The sequence below is a fragment of the Alishewanella jeotgali KCTC 22429 genome (genome assembly GCF_000245735.1).
Classification (GTDB): domain Bacteria; phylum Pseudomonadota; class Gammaproteobacteria; order Enterobacterales; family Alteromonadaceae; genus Alishewanella; species Alishewanella jeotgali.
The window spans coordinates 23,528-39,032 of the sequence record NZ_AHTH01000034.1 but is presented as its reverse complement, the minus strand read 5'-3'; the positions used below and the strand labels follow the sequence as shown (position 1 = coordinate 39,032).

Here is a 15,505-nt window from a genome sequence, read left to right as displayed (position 1 = left end):
TCAAACTCTTCAATTAAAGTTCTTTCTGCCAACTAAGTGGCGCTCAGTCACTGACTAATTTTACTTGGTCACTTTCTGATTAATTTCATTTCGAAACCATCATAAGTGCCCACACAGATAATTGATTGCTTATTGTTAAAGAGCGTGCTTCGTTCTACGAAGCGAGGCGCTTGCCTCAGGATTCTTCCAGACTTGGACTTCGTTGCCGTTGTCCCCGTCTGTGGATGCGCATTATAGAGATCCGAAAAACTTGTTCAAGATCTTTTTTCAGGAAAAAGGATCGTTCGGGTGTTTTTTAAACGATCCTTGTTGGGATGGGCGATCTTTTGCGCGATCCGCTGCAAAGTTCAGCGGATCACTCGCCGTATGACGCGATCTCAAGCTTAATCGCTGGCTTGCTGTAGTCGCGATAACTCCTGCTGATATAACAAGGAGCCCAGTTCACGCAGGAACGGCTGACCTATGCTGTCAGTTTCATAAGTATCGTCATTAAGGATCTGGTTCGCATTGGTATAGAGGATCGCTGTCAGGAAGAAGGCGATCCCATGCTTAGTATCTTCGATATAGGCGCCATCGATTACATGACCATAGGCCTGGCCGTTTTTATTATGGTAGTGGATATACTCAGGCAAGCGCTGTTGCGTGTCGCCTTTTAAAAAGTACTTCACATAGGTATCCGGATATTCCGATTCCGGGTAGGCTGGATACTGGCTTTGCCGGGGCAGCATCCGCATATAGCGCAGTAGAAATTGCCGTTGTGATTCACTGATGTTAAAGCGCTGCTGCACCGGAAACAGCTGCGGCATCAGGATACGTTTAACTACACCATCAAAGTCTATCAGCGACTGTCGGTTCTTATAGGTAAAGTCCATCGGCTGCGCGATCAGTTCACCGCGCTGATAGTAAGCTTTGCCAAGTTTAGGCTGATCCGGATTGGCATAGGACTCAGCGATCTGTCGCTCTGGCAATGCCAATAATGTCTTACCCGCGGCATCGACAAAACGTATCGGATTAAAATAGCGGTTATCTTCATCATTAAAGGGCACACTTAAGCGGTGGTTGATGATAGTCGCTGTCAGACCTTTCGCTTTCAATTGCTCGTTAATATATTGCTGGCCCATTAATTCGTATAGGCGGTTACTACCGTCATTATCGCTAACCAGCAAAATCTTCTTAATATAATGCCCAACACTGGGTAAGCCGGTTTCGCTACTGCTATCACTATGTGCCGCGGTTTGCGGTGCACGCTGACTATCGGTCAGCATGGTCGTGTCCAGAGTTAGGCCATGTACAGCCTGCTCATTCAGCCACTGTAAGGCCAGAGCTGCCAACGGCAGCTTCACTGTACTGGCCGGGTAGAAGTAATGCTCGGGTTGCACCCGGTAATGGTAATAATGGAGTTTCGGTAGCTGGCCTTCAGTTGTGGGCAATTCGATACGGGTATAAAGGATCTGTAGCTGATAGGCCTCACTTGCCGCCAGCACCTGCTTTAATAGCGCAGACTGCTGTTGACCTTGCTCAAGCAAAGGGAGCAAGGGTTGGCAACTGCTAACCGCTGCTAAATGCTGACAGGGGTCCTGCTGCGCCAACGTCGTTTGCGGATAGAGTGTTAGAACAAGTAACAAACAGGCGAAGATTCTCATGCGGGTTTCCGGTAGCTATAAAATTTTATCTTAACGATAAAACCAGCATAAAGAAACGATATCACCCGCACAAAGCAGCAGACAAAAAAAGGGCATAAAAAAACCGGGCCTAAGCCCGGTTTTTACGAGAATCAGTGATTACTCAGCTGCAGTTTCTTCAACTGGCAGTGCCGTTTCCGGACGATCAACTAATTCGATGTAAGCCATAGGTGCATTGTCACCCGCACGGAAGCCACACTTAAGGATACGAGTGTAACCACCTGGACGCGCGTTGTAACGCGGGCCTAATACGTTGAACAATAAACCTACCACTTCTTTATCACGAGTACGGGCGAAAGCCAGACGGCGATTTGCAACGCTGTCGTTCTTTGCCAGAGTGATCAATGGCTCGATCACACGACGTAACTCTTTAGCTTTTGGCAAAGTCGTTTTGATGATTTCGTGCTTCACCAACGAGCTTGCCATGTTGCGGAACATTGCAGTACGGTGGCTGCTATTCCGATTTAATTGACGACCACTCTTGCGATGGCGCATGATCTATTCCTTCTCACTAAACCAGGAACTGGTATCTGGTTAGTCTTTGTTTACCAAACTAGCTGGCGGCCAGTTTTCCAGGCGCATGCCCAGAGATAAACCGCGTGATGCCAGCACGTCTTTGATTTCGGTAAGTGACTTCTTACCCAGGTTAGGCGTTTTCAACAGCTCAACCTCGGTACGCTGCACCAGATCACCGATGTACTGAATCTGCTCTGCCTTTAAGCAGTTAGCAGAACGAACCGTTAGCTCTAAATCATCGACCGGCCGTAACAGAATCGGATCGAACTCCGGCTTCTCTTCACGTTTCTCTGGCTCACTCTTATCACGCAGTTCAACGAAGAACTCCAGCTGTTCAGCCAGAATTGTTGCTGCGCGACGAATGGCTTCCTCTGGCTCAACAGTGCCGTTGGTTTCCATGTCGATAATCAGTTTATCCAGGTCGGTACGCTGTTCTACCCGGGCGGCTTCAACGGTGTAAGCAATACGCTCTACCGGGCTGAAAGACGCATCCAGTAACAGACGTCCGATTGGACGTTCGTCATCGTCTGAGGAAAAACGAGCTGATGCAGGCACATAACCACGACCACGCTCAACTTTCAGGCGCATACTGAATTCAGTTTCGCCAGTCAGGTTGCAGATAACATGATCAGGATTAACGATTACCACACCGTCGCCACGCTGGATGTCTCCAGCAGTTACAGGGCCGGCACCTTTTTTCGTTAAAGTCAGGGTGACTTCGTCTTTGTCTTCCAGGCGTACGGCGAGGCCTTTCAGGTTCAGAAGGATATCAATGATATCTTCCTGTACACCTTCTTTGGCACTGTACTCATGGAGCACGCCGTCGATTTCTACTTCGGTCACAGCACAACCTGGCATGGACGATAACAGAATACGACGTAACGCGTTGCCCAAGGTATGCCCGAAACCGCGCTCAAGTGGTTCCAAAGTAACTTTGGCACGAGTTGGGTTGATCCTTTCGATACCAACTAATCTCGGCTTAAGGAATTCGGTGACAGAACCCTGCATATATCCTCTCTTAACAATTAGCCTTACTTAGAGTAAAGCTCGACGATTAACTGTTCGTTGATGTCAGCAGACAGATCTGAACGCTCAGGCAGACGTTTGAACACGCCTTCCAGCTTCGTTGTGTCTACTTCGATCCAAGTTGGCTTTTCACGTTGTGCAGCCAGCTCTAAAGCAGCACCGATACGGGCTTGCTTCTTCGCTTTTTCACGAACTGAAACAACTTGTTCAGGTAATACAGTATGTGATGGAACATTCACCACGCGACCATCTAACATGATTGCTTTGTGGCTTACCAGCTGACGTGCTTCTGCACGCGTGCTAGCCAGACCCATCCGGTATACCACGTTGTCTAAGCGAGACTCTAACAACGCTAACAGGTTTTCACCGGTATTACCTTTCAAACGCGCAGCTTCTTTGTAGTAATTACGGAACTGCTTTTCTAGTACGCCATAAATACGACGTACTTTTTGCTTCTCGCGTAACTGTAAACCGTAGTCTGACAGACGGCCACGACGGGCACCGTGCTGACCAGGAGCTGTAGTTAAGTTACACTTTGAATCGATTGCTCTCACGCCGCTCTTCAGGAACAGATCTGTACCTTCGCGACGACTCAGTTTGAGCTTAGGACCCAAATATCTTGCCATCTTCTTTCTCCAATAATCCGTGAAGCGCTGTGATTACACGCGACGTTTTTTAGGTGGACGGCAACCGTTATGCGGGATTGGCGTCACGTCGGTGATATTTGTGATTTTGTAACCAGCGGCATTCAGTGCGCGAATCGCTGATTCACGACCTGGGCCTGGGCCATTCACAAAGACTTCAAGGTTTTTCAGACCATATTCTTGTGCAGCAGCACCTGCACGCTCTGCAGCTACCTGAGCAGCGAATGGTGTAGATTTACGTGAACCACGGAAACCTGAACCACCGGCAGTTGCCCAGCACAGTGCATTGCCCTGACGATCAGTGATCGTCACAATGGTGTTGTTGAAAGAAGCATGGATATGAGCCATACCATCTGAAACTTGCTTTTTTACCCGTTTACGAGTACGAACTGGTGCTTTAGCCATGTTGAATCACCTTATTTCTTAATCGCTTTACGTGGGCCCTTACGGGTACGCGCATTAGTCTTAGTGCGCTGACCACGAACCGGCAGACTACGACGGTGGCGCAAGCCACGGTAGCAACCCAGGTCCATTAAACGCTTAATGTTTAATGTGATTTCACGGCGCAAGTCACCTTCAACGGTGTATTTTGCAACTTCGTCACGTAAAGAGTCTAACTGTGCGTCACTTAAGGTCGCAATCTTGGTTGACTCTTCGATGCCCACTGCAGCTAAGATAGCCTTTGCACGGGTCTTACCGATACCATAAACATAAGTCAGTGAAATCACTGCATGTTTATTATCGGGGATGTTAATGCCAGCGATACGGGCCACTAACGTTCTCCTATCTGAAATTAAAAGGTGCCAATTTGAAAAGCCCGTAAGGATACTCAAATGGCGCTCATATTGCAAACAATAAAGGGGCTAAACTAAAGTTTAGCCCGCCTTATCGTAATTTTCTGCTATTAGCCTTGGCGTTGTTTGTGCTTCGGCTCACTGCAAATTACGCGAACGACGTTATTACGTTTGATCACTTTGCAGTTACGGCAGATCTTCTTAACGGAAGCTCGTACTTTCATAACTTAACTCCGCAAAATATCTTAACGGCCTATGCCTTTAAGATTTGCCTTTTTCAGCACAGAATCATACTGATGCGACATCAGATGTGTCTGTACCTGTGCCATGAAATCCATGATAACAACAACGATAATCAATAGTGATGTACCGCCGAAGTAGAACTGTACGTTCCACGCTACCATCATGAACTCAGGAACCAAACAAATAAAGGTAATGTACAGGGCACCAGCAAGGGTTAACCTTGTCATCACTTTATCAATGTATTTTGATGTCTGCTCACCAGGACGGATGCCAGGAATAAAGGCTCCGGACTTCTTCAGGTTGTCAGCTGTATCACGCGGGTTGAATACCAACGCAGTATAGAAGAAACAGAAGAAAATAATCGCTGCTGAGTATAACATCATATACAGCGGTTGTCCCGGAGATAATGTTAGCGCTAACTCCTGTAAGAAGTTGGCTACCATACCCTCACCTGATCCGAACCAACTGGCAATAGTGCCAGGGAACAGAATAATGCTAGAGGCAAAGATCGGTGGAATAACACCGGCCATATTAACCTTTAACGGCAAATGGCTGCTTTGCGCGGCAAATACCTGACGGCCTTGCTGACGCTTGGCATAGTTAACCACAATACGACGCTGGCCGCGTTCAAAGAATACTACGAACCAGGTAATCGCAATAACAATCACGCCAATCGCTACTAACAGTAAAAAGTGCAAATCGCCCTGACGTGCCTGCTCAATCGTCTGACCAATGGCAGACGGGAAGCCAGCAACAATACCGGTGAAAATTAGCAGCGAAATACCGTTACCAATGCCGCGCTCTGTAATTTGCTCACCTAACCACATTAAGAACATGGTACCGGTAACCAAACTGATTACCGCGGTAAAGTAAAATGCAAAGCCTGGGTTAATCACTAACCCTGGCATCATATTGGGTAAGCCAGTAGCTATACCAATAGACTGTAAGATCGCTAATGCTAAGGTACCGTAGCGTGTGTACTGGTTAATTTTGCGCTTGCCAGCTTCACCCTCTTTCTTCAGTTCAGCCATTGCCGGATGCATTACCGTCAACAACTGCACAATGATTGAGGCTGAAATGTAAGGCATAATACCTAACGCAAACACAGAAGCACGCTCAAGTGCACCACCGCTGAACATGTTAAACATTTCAACGATGGTGCCTCTTTGTTGCTCGAATAACTGAGCTAGCACGGTGGCGTCAATTCCAGGAATTGGCACAAAGGACCCTAATCGAAACACGATTATGGCTAAAAGCACAAACAACAGGCGAGATTTCAGCTCACTGAATCCACCTTTTGCTGCTCTTGAGTCCGAACCTGGTTTAGCCATTGCGTACTATCCTTATTATTCTTCGACTTTACCGCCAGCGGCTTCGATAGCTGCACGCGCGCCTTTCGTTACGCCTAAACCTTTAACGGTTACTGGACGAGTGATCTCACCAGACAGCACAACTTTAGCGAACTTCACAGTGCGGGCAATGATGTTAGCTTCCATTAAAGAGGCCAAATCTACCACGTCACCATTAACAGCAGCGATTTCGTGTAAACGTACTTCAGCAGAAACCAAAGATTTCAGAGAAGTGAAACCGAACTTAGGTAAACGCTGTTTCAGAGGCATTTGACCGCCTTCGAAACCCGGGCGAACTTTACCGCCAGAGCGTGATTTTAAACCTTTGTGACCACGGCCACCGGTTTTACCTAAGCCAGAACCGATACCACGGCCCAGACGGCGCTTTTCTTTCTTGGCACCTGGTGCTGGAGCAAGAGTATTTAATAACATCTGTTACTCCTCCACTTTAACCATGTAGTATACGGCGTTGATCATACCGCGAACTGAAGGAGTGTCTTCAACTTCAACGGTGTGACCGATACGACGTAAACCCAGACCCAGTAATGAAGCCTTGTGCTTCGGTAAACGACCGATGCTAGACTTCACTTGGGTGACTTTAATTGTTTTCTTCGCCATGGCAAATTACCCCAGAATATCGTCAACGCGTAAACCGCGTTTTGCCGCTATCTGTGCTGGTGACTTAACAGCCGACAGCGCGTTGATAGTAGCGCGAACTACGTTAATTGGGTTGGTTGAACCGTAACACTTAGACAGAATGTTCTGGATACCGGCAACTTCCAGCACGGCGCGCATAGCACCACCGGCGATCAGACCTGTACCTTCTGCAGCTGGCTGCATATAAACATTCGAACCTGAGTGCACACCCTTAGTTGGGTGGTGCAGTGTGTTACCATTTAATTCAACCTGAGTCATGTTGCGGCGGGCTTTTTCCATTGCCTTTTGAATAGCAGCTGGAACTTCACGCGCTTTACCATAACCGAAACCAACACGGCCATTGCCATCGCCTACCACAGTCAGAGCGGTGAAGCTGAAAATACGACCACCTTTTACCACTTTTGACACGCGGTTAACAGCAACAAGCTTCTCTTGTAAGTCAGATTGTTGTTTAACTTCTTCGTTAGCCATGAGCTACTCCTAGAACTGAAGACCGGCTTCACGCGCTGCGTCTGCTAACGCCTGCACGCGACCATGGTAGCGGAAACCGCTACGGTCAAAAGCACAAGCAGTAACGCCTTTGGCTACTGCACGTTCGGCGATCGCTTTACCTACAGCCTTGGCCGCTTCTACGTTACCAGTGTACTTCAGTGACTCTGCAATAGAGGCTTCTACAGTAGAAGCAGCTGCAATCACTTCAGCATTTGGTGCGATAAGCTGAGCGTAGATGTGACGTGGGGTACGGTGTACCACCAGGCGATTCGCACCTTGTTCGATAATATTTCTGCGGACGCGTTTGGCACGACGCAGACGAGCAAGTTTCTTATCCATCGTCCTACCTTACTTTTTCTTCGCTTCTTTACGACGCACGTTTTCATTCGCATAACGTACACCCTTGCCTTTATAAGGCTCTGGCTTACGATATGCCCGGATGTTGGCAGATACCTGACCAACTAACTGCTTATCAGCACCTTTAACCAGGATTTCGGTCTGCGTTGGCGTTTCAACAGTGATACCTGCTGGTACCTCAAACGCTACCGGATGCGAGAAGCCCAGGCTCAGGTTTAACACCTTACCTTCAGCTTTAGCACGGTAACCAACACCGACTAATTCCAGTTTCTGGGTGAAACCGTCAGTTACACCGATAACCATGCTGTTTAGCAATGCACGGGCTGTGCCCGCTTGTGCGTTAGCGTTTTCGAAACCTTCGCGTGGCACAGTACGCAGTACGTTACCATCAACAACGATCTCAACCGCTGGGTTAACATTTAATGTTAACTCGCCGTTTTTACCCTTCAGTGCCACTACCTGACCAGTTTGCGTTACAGAAACGCCGGCTGGCAGAGTGACTGGGGCCTTAGCAACACGAGACATAGATTACTACCTCCGTTACGCTACGTAGCCGATGATTTCGCCACCGATACCAACCTTGCGCGCAGCACGGTCAGTCATTAGTCCTTTAGATGTTGACACGATGGCCACACCTAAACCGCCCATTACTTTTGGTAATTCGCCGCTCTTCTTATAGATTCGCAGGCCTGGACGACTAACACGATCGATAGTTTCAATTACAGATTTGCCCTGGAAGTACTTTAATGTCACTTCCAGCTCTGGCTTAACGTCACCAGATACCGCGAAATCGGCGATGTAACCTTCGTCTTTTAATACTTTCGCAATTGCCGTCTTCAGTTTTGAAGAAGGCATTTTAACCGCAACTTTGTTAGCCGCTTGGCCGTTACGGATGCGAGTAAACATATCCGCTACTGGATCTTGCAAACTCATAGCTCGTTACTCCCGTGATTCTTACCAGCTAGCCTTACGAAGGCCAGGAATTTCACCGCGCATTGCAGCTTCACGAACCTTGATACGGCTCATACCGAACTTGCGCAGATAACCGTGTGGACGACCTGTTACACGGCAACGATTACGTTGACGTGATGGGCTTGAATCACGCGGCAACGTCTGTAACTTAAGAACTGCAGCCCAACGGTCTTCATCAGAAGTGGCCGGATTAGCAATCAGATCTCTCAGTTCATGACGCTTAGCAGCGAACTTGGCTACCAGTTGTGCACGCTTTAATTCACGTGCTTTCATTGATTGTTTTGCCATGACCCTACACCTTATTTCTTGAACGGGAAGTTGAACGCGGCAAGTAATGCACGACCCTCGTCATCGCTACGAGCAGTTGTAGTAATAGTGATATCTAAACCACGTACTGCATCTACTTTATCGTAATCGATTTCAGGGAAAATGATTTGCTCACGTACGCCCATACTGTAGTTACCACGGCCATCGAATGACTTCGAGCTTACGCCACGGAAGTCACGGATACGCGGGATAGCGATAGAGACTAAACGCTCTAAGAAATCCCACATACGCTCGCCGCGCAGGGTCACTTTTGCGCCAATAGGGTAGCCTTGACGGATTTTGAAGCTTGCTACCGACTTACGAGCCTTGGTCACTAATGGCTTTTGGCCAGAGATAGCTGTTAAATCAGCTACCGCGTTCTCAAGGATCTTTTTGTCAGCTACGGCTTCACCCACACCCATGTTGAGTGTGATTTTTTCAATCCGAGGGACTTGCATGACGCTGGTGTAGCCGAACTGTTTCATCAGTTCTGGGACTACGGTGTCTTTGTAAATCTCATGCAGTTTCGCCATCGTATTACTCCAATAGCAATTAAATTACTTCGTTATTCGATTTGAAGAAACGGACTTTTTTGCCATCTTCAAAACGGAAACCTACGCGATCAGCTTTACCCGTTTTAGGGTTAAAAATCGCTACGTTTGAAACATGAATTGAGGCTTCTTTCTCGACGATACCGCCTGGCTGGTTAATAGCCGGAACAGGTTTCTGGTGCTTTTTAACCAGATTCACGCCTGAAACATAAACACGGTTTTCAGAAACTAAAACTTTAGTCACTTTGCCGCGCTTACCTTTGTCCTTACCAGTAAGAACAATTACCTCGTCATCACGACGGATTTTGCTAGCCATGCTGACTCCTTACAGTACTTCTGGTGCCAGAGACACGATCTTCATGAATTTATCACCACGAAGTTCACGTGTAACAGGCCCGAAAATACGGGTGCCGATCGGTTCCAGCTTGTTGTTTAACAACACTGCTGCATTACGATCAAAACGGATTAATGACCCGTCCTGACGACGTACGCCTTTAGCTGTACGCACCACCACTGCATTCAGAACGTCACCTTTTTTCACTTTACCGCGAGGAATTGCTTCCTTAACAGTAACTTTGATGACGTCACCAATTGCAGCATAACGGCGATGCGAACCACCTAAGACCTTAATACACATTACGCTGCGCGCGCCGCTGTTGTCTGCGACTTCCAGCATAGATTGCATCTGGATCATCTTAGTGCTCCGCTACTCTACTAAGTAACCTTCTCAGGTTACGCTGCTTACGATAATAAAAACCCTCCCTAAAGGAAGGGCGCGTGATTATAACAGCAGTTATGCAAAAGTGGTAGTTTAAAATAAAAACAATTCGGCCGAACCGGGACTCCACTTAACCGCAGCAAACTGACTGTCTTAAAAACAAAAACGGCTCCCGAAGGAGCCGTTTTCAAGTCACTGAGGATTACTCAGCAGCTGTTTCAACGACAGCAACCAGAGTCCAGGACTTAGTCTTGGAAAGTGGACGGCATTCACGAATAGTGACAACGTCGCCTTCTTTACACTGATTGTTTTCGTCATGTACGTGCAGCTTGGTAGTACGCTTGATGAACTTACCATAGATAGGGTGTTTCACCGAACGCTCGATTGCAACAGTGATAGACTTGTCCATCTTGTTGCTGATCACTTTACCTTGCAGTGTACGGGTGTTAGTTTCAGTCATTACGCACCTGCCTTCTCGGTTAAGATGGTCTTAACGCGCGCGATATCACGACGCACCTGCTTCAATAAGTGAGTCTGAGCTAACTGACCAGTAGCTGCTTGCATGCGCAGGTTGAACTGCTCACGTAACAGACCTAACAATTCAGTGTTCAACTCTTCAACACTTTTGGTTTTCAATTCGCTGGCTTTCATCACATTACCGTCCGCGTTACAAAGGTTGTCTTAAATGGCAGCTTAGCAGCAGCCAGTGAGAACGCGTGGCGCGCTAACTCTTCAGACACACCGTCCATTTCATACAGGACTTTGCCAGGTTTAATCTGACATACCCAGTATTCAACAGAACCTTTACCACTACCCATACGTACTTCCAGCGGCTTAGCAGTAATTGGTTTGTCCGGGAACACACGGATCCAGATCTTACCAACACGCTTAACAGCCCGCGTCATAGCACGACGTGCAGATTCAATTTGACGTGAAGTCAGTTGACCACGCTCTACAGATTTCAGTGCATAGGTACCGAAGCTGACTTTATCGCCAACTAAGGCCAGACCGCGATTACGGCCTTTGTGCACTTTCCGGAATTTTGTACGTTTTGGTTGCAACATCGCTCAATACCCTTACTTAGCCTTACGAGCCGGTTTTTTCGGCGCTTTAGGCTGGTTGTTATTGTTGGCGTTGTTGGCGTTATTTTGCAGAGGCAGACCACCTAAGATCTCGCCTTTGAAAATCCACACTTTCACACCAATGATACCGTAAGTAGTCAGTGCTTCTGAGGTATTGTAGTCGATGTCAGCACGCAGGGTGTGCAGTGGCACACGGCCTTCGCGGTACCATTCATCACGGGCAATTTCAGCACCGCCTAAACGGCCGCTTACTTGTACCTTGATACCCTTAGCACCAATACGCATAGCGTTTTGTACCGCGCGCTTCATGGCACGACGGAACATTACGCGACGCTCTAACTGGCTGCTGATTGAATCAGCAACTAATTTTGCGTCCAGCTCTGGCTTACGGATCTCAGAGATATTGATCTGAGCAGGTACGCCAGCGATAGCGGCTACTTGCTTACGGATCTTCTCAACGTCTTCACCTTTTTTACCGATGATCACGCCTGGACGAGCAGTGTGGATAGTCACACGGATGCTTTTCGCAGGACGTTCGATATCGATCCGGCTTACTGAGGCTGCTTTCAGTTCTTTAGTCAGGTACTGACGAACTTTATAGTCACCGTTCAGGAAATCCGGGAAGTCTTTTGTATTCGCGAACCAGGTTGAGCTCCATGGCTTAGTGATACCTAGGCGAATACCATTAGGATGTACTTTCTGTCCCATTTCTCACTCCTAGTTATCAGCTACAACCACAGTAATGTGGCTGGTACGCTTGACGATACGATCAGCACGACCTTTAGCACGTGGCTTGATACGCTTCATAGACGGACCTTCATCAACGAAGATGGTCTTAACTTTCAGCGTGTCGATGTCCGCGCCTTCATTGTGCTCAGCGTTGGCAATGGCTGATAAAAGAACCTTTTTAACTAACTCAGCAGCTTTTTTCGGGCTGTAAGTCAGTACGTTCAGCGCCTTATCTACTGGCAAACCACGCACCTGGTCAGCAACCAGACGAGTTTTTTGTGCAGAAGAACGGGCAAATTTGTGTTTCGCTAATGCTTGCATTATTTACCCCTTAACGCTTCTTGGCCTTTTTGTCGGCGGCATGACCACGATAGGTACGAGTAGGTGCAAATTCACCTAACTTGTGACCGATCATCTCTTCTGAGACGAACACAGGTACATGTTGACGACCATTATGGACAGCGATGGTCAAACCGATCATATCAGGTATGATCATTGAACGACGGCTCCAAGTCTTAATAGGCTTCTTGTCACCGCTTTCCAACGCTTTCTCTACCTTCTTCAGCAAGTGAAGGTCGATAAATGGACCTTTCTTGAGAGAACGTGGCATGGCAATTCCTCACAAATTATTTATCACGACGACGTACGATCAGTTTATCAGTACGCTTGTTTGAACGAGTCTTGTAACCTTTAGTTGGTACGCCCCAAGGTGTAACTGGGTGACGACCACCTGAAGTTTTACCTTCACCACCACCGTGCGGGTGATCTACCGGGTTCATTACCACACCACGTACCGTTGGACGGATACCGCGCCAGCGCATTGCGCCCGCTTTACCGTACTGACGTAACATGTGTTCGGCATTACCGATTTCACCAATGGTTGCACGGCAGTCAGCTAATACTTTACGTACTTCGCCGCTACGCAGACGCAGAGTTACATACTCACCGTCACGGGCCAGGATCTGAGCGAAAGCGCCTGCTGAACGAGCCAGCTGACCGCCTTTACCTGGTTTCATTTCGATGTTATGTACTACCTGACCTACCGGGATATTCCGCAGTGGTAAGGTATTGGCTGGTTTGATTGGTGCATCAACACCAGAAACCACCGCATCACCGGCTTTCAGACCTTTCGGTGCCAGGATGTAACGACGCTCACCGTCTGCATACAGTACTAATGCAATGTTAGCGGTACGGTTTGGATCGTACTCTAAACGCTCTACTTTAGCCGGAATACCGTCTTTAGTGCGTTTGAAGTCAACAACGCGGTAATGCTGTTTATGACCACCACCGATATGACGGGTAGTGATACGACCGTTGTTGTTACGACCACCAGTCTTAACGTTCTTCTCTAACAAAGGTGCATAAGGCTTGCCTTTGTACAGGTCAGGGTTAACCACTTTTAATACGTGGCGACGACCTGGTGACGTAGGTTTACACTTAACAAGTGCCATTTCCTAACTCCTCTTCTTACTCAGCGCCGCCAACAAAATCGATTTCGCTGCCTTCTTTAAGAGTGACGTAGGCCTTTTTCCAGTCGCTACGCTTGCCCATGCGCATACCAGTGCGCTTGGTCTTACCCTTAACGTTAACAGTACGAACACCTACTACTTCTGTTTCAAACAGTTTTTCTACGGCAGCTTTAATGTCAGCTTTGGTAGAGGTAGTAGCTACTTTGAAAACGATAGTGTTGTGTTTTTCTGCCGCGTTAGTGCTCTTTTCAGAAACGTGCGGAGCCAGAATCACTTTCAGTAAACGTTCTTCGCGGATCATGCTAACAGCTCCTCAAGTTGTTTAACTGCAGCAGCAGTCATTAACACTTTGTCGAATGCGATTAAGCTGACCGGATCGATACCGTGTACGTCACGCACGTCAACCTTGTACAGGTTACGGGCAGACAGGAACAGATTCTCGTCAACTTCGTTAGTAACGATCAGAACGTCTTTTAAATCCATCGCTTTCAGTTTTGCAGTTAAGTCTTTGGTTTTTGGTGTTTCAACGCCAAAGTTCTCAACAACAATTAAGCGGTCCTGACGAACTAATTCAGACAGAATGCTCTTGATTGCACCGCGATACATTTTACGGTTAACTTTCTGGCTGTGATCTTGCGGCTTAGCAGCAAAAGTCACACCACCGCTGCGCCAAATTGGGCTGCGGATTGTACCGGCACGGGCACGGCCAGTACCTTTTTGACGCCATGGCTTCTTGCCGCCACCACGTACTTCTGAACGGGTCAGTTGAGCACGGGTACCCTGACGGGCGCCAGCTGCATACGCAACGACTACCTGGTGTACCAGAGCTTCGTTAAACTCACGTCCAAAGGTAGCTTCGGAAACTTCAAGAACGCCTTGAGCGTCTCGTAATGCTAATTCCATCACTTCTCTCCTCAGACGTTAGCTTTTAACAGCTGGTTTAACGATCACGTCACCACCGATAGCACCAGGCACTGCGCCTTTTACTAACAGCAGGTTACGCTCTGCATCAACACGAACCACTTCCAGCGACTGCACAGTTACGCGCTCGTTACCTAAGTGACCAGCCATTTTCTTACCTTTGAATACTTTACCTGGTGATTGGTTTTGACCAATTGAACCAGGGGCACGGTGTGACAAAGAGTTACCGTGAGTCGTATCCTGGGCACGGAAGTTCCAGCGCTTGATCGCACCAGCAAAACCCTTACCCTTAGATGTACCTACTACATCTACTTTCTTTGTTTCTGCGAAAATTTCGACAGTAATCTCGCTACCAACAGTGATGTCAGCGCCTTCGTTATCCTGCAGGCGGAATTCCCACAGACCACGACCCGCCTCTACACCGACTTTTGCAAAGAAACCTGCGTCTGGCTTGTTCAGGCGGCTTGCCTTAACTGCACCAGTAGTTACTTGCAGCGCGTTATAACCGTTAACTTCTTCAGTTTTAACAGCAGTAACGCGGTTTGGTGTTGCTTCGATTACGGTTACTGGGATAGAAACGCCATCTTCTGTGAAGACGCGAGTCATACCCACTTTACGACCGATAAGACCGATAGCCATTTCCTAAACCTCTCTAAAAACCTGTCTGATTAGCCCAGGCTGATTTGAACGTCAACGCCAGCTGGCAGATCTAAACGCATCAGCGCATCAACTGTTTTTTCAGTTGGTTCAACGATGTCGATTAAACGCTTGTGAGTACGGATTTCGTACTGGTCACGCGCATCTTTATTGACGTGAGGAGAAATCAGAACAGTAAAACGTTCCTGACGGGTTGGCAGTGGAATTGGACCACGAACCTGGGCGCCAGTACGCTTAGCTGTGTCAACGATTTCCATAGTTGACTGATCGATCAAGCGGTGATCGAACGCTTTCAGACGGATGCGTATCCTTTGATTACTCATTGTATCAAAGCCTCAAA

Annotated in this window: 29 protein-coding genes; all 29 read right to left on the bottom strand. The window is 47.8% G+C overall.

Annotation, left to right across the window (positions count from 1 at the left end; all coding sequences use genetic code 11):
- Positions 1–383 precede the first annotated feature (383 nt).
- The 29 genes from AJE_RS10390 to rpsJ all read right to left on the bottom strand — a co-directional run bounded on the left by AJE_RS10390 (position 384) and on the right by rpsJ (position 15,488).
- Positions 384–1,643: a serine hydrolase gene (locus AJE_RS10390; RefSeq protein WP_008950803.1), complete on the bottom strand. Its 1,260-nt coding sequence runs from the start codon at positions 1,641–1,643 to the stop codon at positions 384–386.
- Positions 1,644–1,781: 138 nt separating this feature from the next.
- On the bottom strand, positions 1,782–2,177 hold the full coding sequence (gene rplQ / locus AJE_RS10385; protein ID WP_008950802.1) for a 50S ribosomal protein L17: 396 nt from the start codon (positions 2,175–2,177) through the stop codon (positions 1,782–1,784).
- A 39-nt stretch (positions 2,178–2,216) separates the two neighbouring features.
- Complete coding sequence (locus AJE_RS10380; protein ID WP_008950801.1) at positions 2,217–3,206, bottom strand: DNA-directed RNA polymerase subunit alpha; 990 nt, start codon at positions 3,204–3,206, stop codon at positions 2,217–2,219.
- A 23-nt stretch (positions 3,207–3,229) separates the two neighbouring features.
- Positions 3,230–3,850, bottom strand: coding sequence for a 30S ribosomal protein S4 (gene rpsD / locus AJE_RS10375; RefSeq protein WP_008950800.1), 621 nt, complete (start codon positions 3,848–3,850; stop codon positions 3,230–3,232).
- 33 nt (positions 3,851–3,883) lie between these two features.
- Positions 3,884–4,273 (bottom strand): 30S ribosomal protein S11, encoded by a 390-nt coding sequence (rpsK, locus tag AJE_RS10370; RefSeq protein ID WP_008609573.1) that lies wholly within the window; start codon positions 4,271–4,273, stop codon positions 3,884–3,886.
- Positions 4,274–4,284: 11 nt separating this feature from the next.
- Positions 4,285–4,641, bottom strand: coding sequence for a 30S ribosomal protein S13 (gene rpsM, locus AJE_RS10365; protein WP_008609574.1), 357 nt, complete (start codon positions 4,639–4,641; stop codon positions 4,285–4,287).
- Positions 4,642–4,772: 131 nt separating this feature from the next.
- Positions 4,773–4,886 (bottom strand): 50S ribosomal protein L36, encoded by a 114-nt coding sequence (rpmJ, locus tag AJE_RS18210; protein ID WP_008950799.1) that lies wholly within the window; start codon positions 4,884–4,886, stop codon positions 4,773–4,775.
- 21 nt (positions 4,887–4,907) lie between these two features.
- The gene (gene secY / locus AJE_RS10360; RefSeq protein WP_008609575.1) at positions 4,908–6,236 is read right to left on the bottom strand and encodes a preprotein translocase subunit SecY; all 1,329 of its coding nucleotides are present in this window, start codon (positions 6,234–6,236) and stop codon (positions 4,908–4,910) included.
- 15 nt (positions 6,237–6,251) lie between these two features.
- Positions 6,252–6,686 carry a 50S ribosomal protein L15 gene (rplO, locus tag AJE_RS10355; protein ID WP_008950798.1) on the bottom strand — a complete coding sequence of 145 codons (435 nt, stop codon included), beginning with the start codon at positions 6,684–6,686 and terminating at the stop codon, positions 6,252–6,254.
- A gap of 3 nt (positions 6,687–6,689) precedes the next feature.
- Entirely contained in the window at positions 6,690–6,872 is a 183-nt protein-coding gene (gene rpmD, locus AJE_RS10350; protein WP_008609577.1) for a 50S ribosomal protein L30, read from the bottom strand.
- 6 nt (positions 6,873–6,878) lie between these two features.
- Positions 6,879–7,382 carry a 30S ribosomal protein S5 gene (gene rpsE, locus AJE_RS10345; protein WP_008609578.1) on the bottom strand — a complete coding sequence of 168 codons (504 nt, stop codon included), beginning with the start codon at positions 7,380–7,382 and terminating at the stop codon, positions 6,879–6,881.
- Positions 7,383–7,391: 9 nt separating this feature from the next.
- Positions 7,392–7,742 carry a 50S ribosomal protein L18 gene (rplR, locus tag AJE_RS10340; protein WP_008609579.1) on the bottom strand — a complete coding sequence of 117 codons (351 nt, stop codon included), beginning with the start codon at positions 7,740–7,742 and terminating at the stop codon, positions 7,392–7,394.
- 9 nt (positions 7,743–7,751) lie between these two features.
- Positions 7,752–8,285, bottom strand: coding sequence for a 50S ribosomal protein L6 (gene rplF, locus AJE_RS10335; protein WP_008609580.1), 534 nt, complete (start codon positions 8,283–8,285; stop codon positions 7,752–7,754).
- A gap of 15 nt (positions 8,286–8,300) precedes the next feature.
- Positions 8,301–8,693 (bottom strand): 30S ribosomal protein S8, encoded by a 393-nt coding sequence (gene rpsH / locus AJE_RS10330; protein WP_008609582.1) that lies wholly within the window; start codon positions 8,691–8,693, stop codon positions 8,301–8,303.
- Positions 8,694–8,714: 21 nt separating this feature from the next.
- Positions 8,715–9,020, bottom strand: a complete 306-nt coding sequence (gene rpsN, locus AJE_RS10325; RefSeq protein WP_008609583.1) for a 30S ribosomal protein S14 — start codon at positions 9,018–9,020, stop codon at positions 8,715–8,717.
- 11 nt (positions 9,021–9,031) lie between these two features.
- The gene (gene rplE, locus AJE_RS10320; RefSeq protein WP_008609585.1) at positions 9,032–9,571 is read right to left on the bottom strand and encodes a 50S ribosomal protein L5; all 540 of its coding nucleotides are present in this window, start codon (positions 9,569–9,571) and stop codon (positions 9,032–9,034) included.
- Positions 9,572–9,590: 19 nt separating this feature from the next.
- On the bottom strand, positions 9,591–9,905 hold the full coding sequence (rplX, locus tag AJE_RS10315; RefSeq protein ID WP_008609586.1) for a 50S ribosomal protein L24: 315 nt from the start codon (positions 9,903–9,905) through the stop codon (positions 9,591–9,593).
- 9 nt (positions 9,906–9,914) lie between these two features.
- On the bottom strand, positions 9,915–10,283 hold the full coding sequence (gene rplN / locus AJE_RS10310; RefSeq protein WP_008224481.1) for a 50S ribosomal protein L14: 369 nt from the start codon (positions 10,281–10,283) through the stop codon (positions 9,915–9,917).
- A gap of 226 nt (positions 10,284–10,509) precedes the next feature.
- On the bottom strand, positions 10,510–10,767 hold the full coding sequence (gene rpsQ, locus AJE_RS10305; protein ID WP_008950797.1) for a 30S ribosomal protein S17: 258 nt from the start codon (positions 10,765–10,767) through the stop codon (positions 10,510–10,512).
- On the bottom strand, positions 10,767–10,958 hold the full coding sequence (gene rpmC, locus AJE_RS10300; RefSeq protein ID WP_008609588.1) for a 50S ribosomal protein L29: 192 nt from the start codon (positions 10,956–10,958) through the stop codon (positions 10,767–10,769). Before rpmC ends, rpsQ begins: the two co-directional genes overlap by 1 nt.
- Positions 10,958–11,371, bottom strand: a complete 414-nt coding sequence (gene rplP, locus AJE_RS10295) for a 50S ribosomal protein L16 (RefSeq protein ID WP_008950796.1) — start codon at positions 11,369–11,371, stop codon at positions 10,958–10,960. The genes rpmC and rplP overlap by 1 nt, the downstream gene beginning before the upstream one ends.
- 12 nt (positions 11,372–11,383) lie before the next feature.
- Entirely contained in the window at positions 11,384–12,097 is a 714-nt protein-coding gene (gene rpsC / locus AJE_RS10290) for a 30S ribosomal protein S3 (protein WP_008609590.1), read from the bottom strand.
- 9 nt (positions 12,098–12,106) lie between these two features.
- Positions 12,107–12,439: a 50S ribosomal protein L22 gene (gene rplV, locus AJE_RS10285; RefSeq protein ID WP_008224490.1), complete on the bottom strand. Its 333-nt coding sequence runs from the start codon at positions 12,437–12,439 to the stop codon at positions 12,107–12,109.
- Between the two features lie 10 nt (positions 12,440–12,449).
- A complete protein-coding gene (gene rpsS / locus AJE_RS10280; protein ID WP_008950795.1) occupies positions 12,450–12,728 on the bottom strand; it encodes a 30S ribosomal protein S19 in 279 nt (92 codons plus the stop codon).
- Between the two features lie 16 nt (positions 12,729–12,744).
- Entirely contained in the window at positions 12,745–13,569 is an 825-nt protein-coding gene (gene rplB, locus AJE_RS10275; RefSeq protein ID WP_008609592.1) for a 50S ribosomal protein L2, read from the bottom strand.
- Between the two features lie 16 nt (positions 13,570–13,585).
- On the bottom strand, positions 13,586–13,888 hold the full coding sequence (gene rplW, locus AJE_RS10270) for a 50S ribosomal protein L23 (RefSeq protein ID WP_008609593.1): 303 nt from the start codon (positions 13,886–13,888) through the stop codon (positions 13,586–13,588).
- A complete protein-coding gene (gene rplD, locus AJE_RS10265; RefSeq protein ID WP_008609594.1) occupies positions 13,885–14,490 on the bottom strand; it encodes a 50S ribosomal protein L4 in 606 nt (201 codons plus the stop codon). Before rplD ends, rplW begins: the two co-directional genes overlap by 4 nt.
- Positions 14,491–14,508: 18 nt before the next feature.
- Entirely contained in the window at positions 14,509–15,147 is a 639-nt protein-coding gene (gene rplC / locus AJE_RS10260) for a 50S ribosomal protein L3 (RefSeq protein ID WP_008609595.1), read from the bottom strand.
- A gap of 29 nt (positions 15,148–15,176) precedes the next feature.
- Positions 15,177–15,488, bottom strand: a complete 312-nt coding sequence (gene rpsJ, locus AJE_RS10255; RefSeq protein WP_008899121.1) for a 30S ribosomal protein S10 — start codon at positions 15,486–15,488, stop codon at positions 15,177–15,179.
- Positions 15,489–15,505 lie beyond the last annotated feature (17 nt).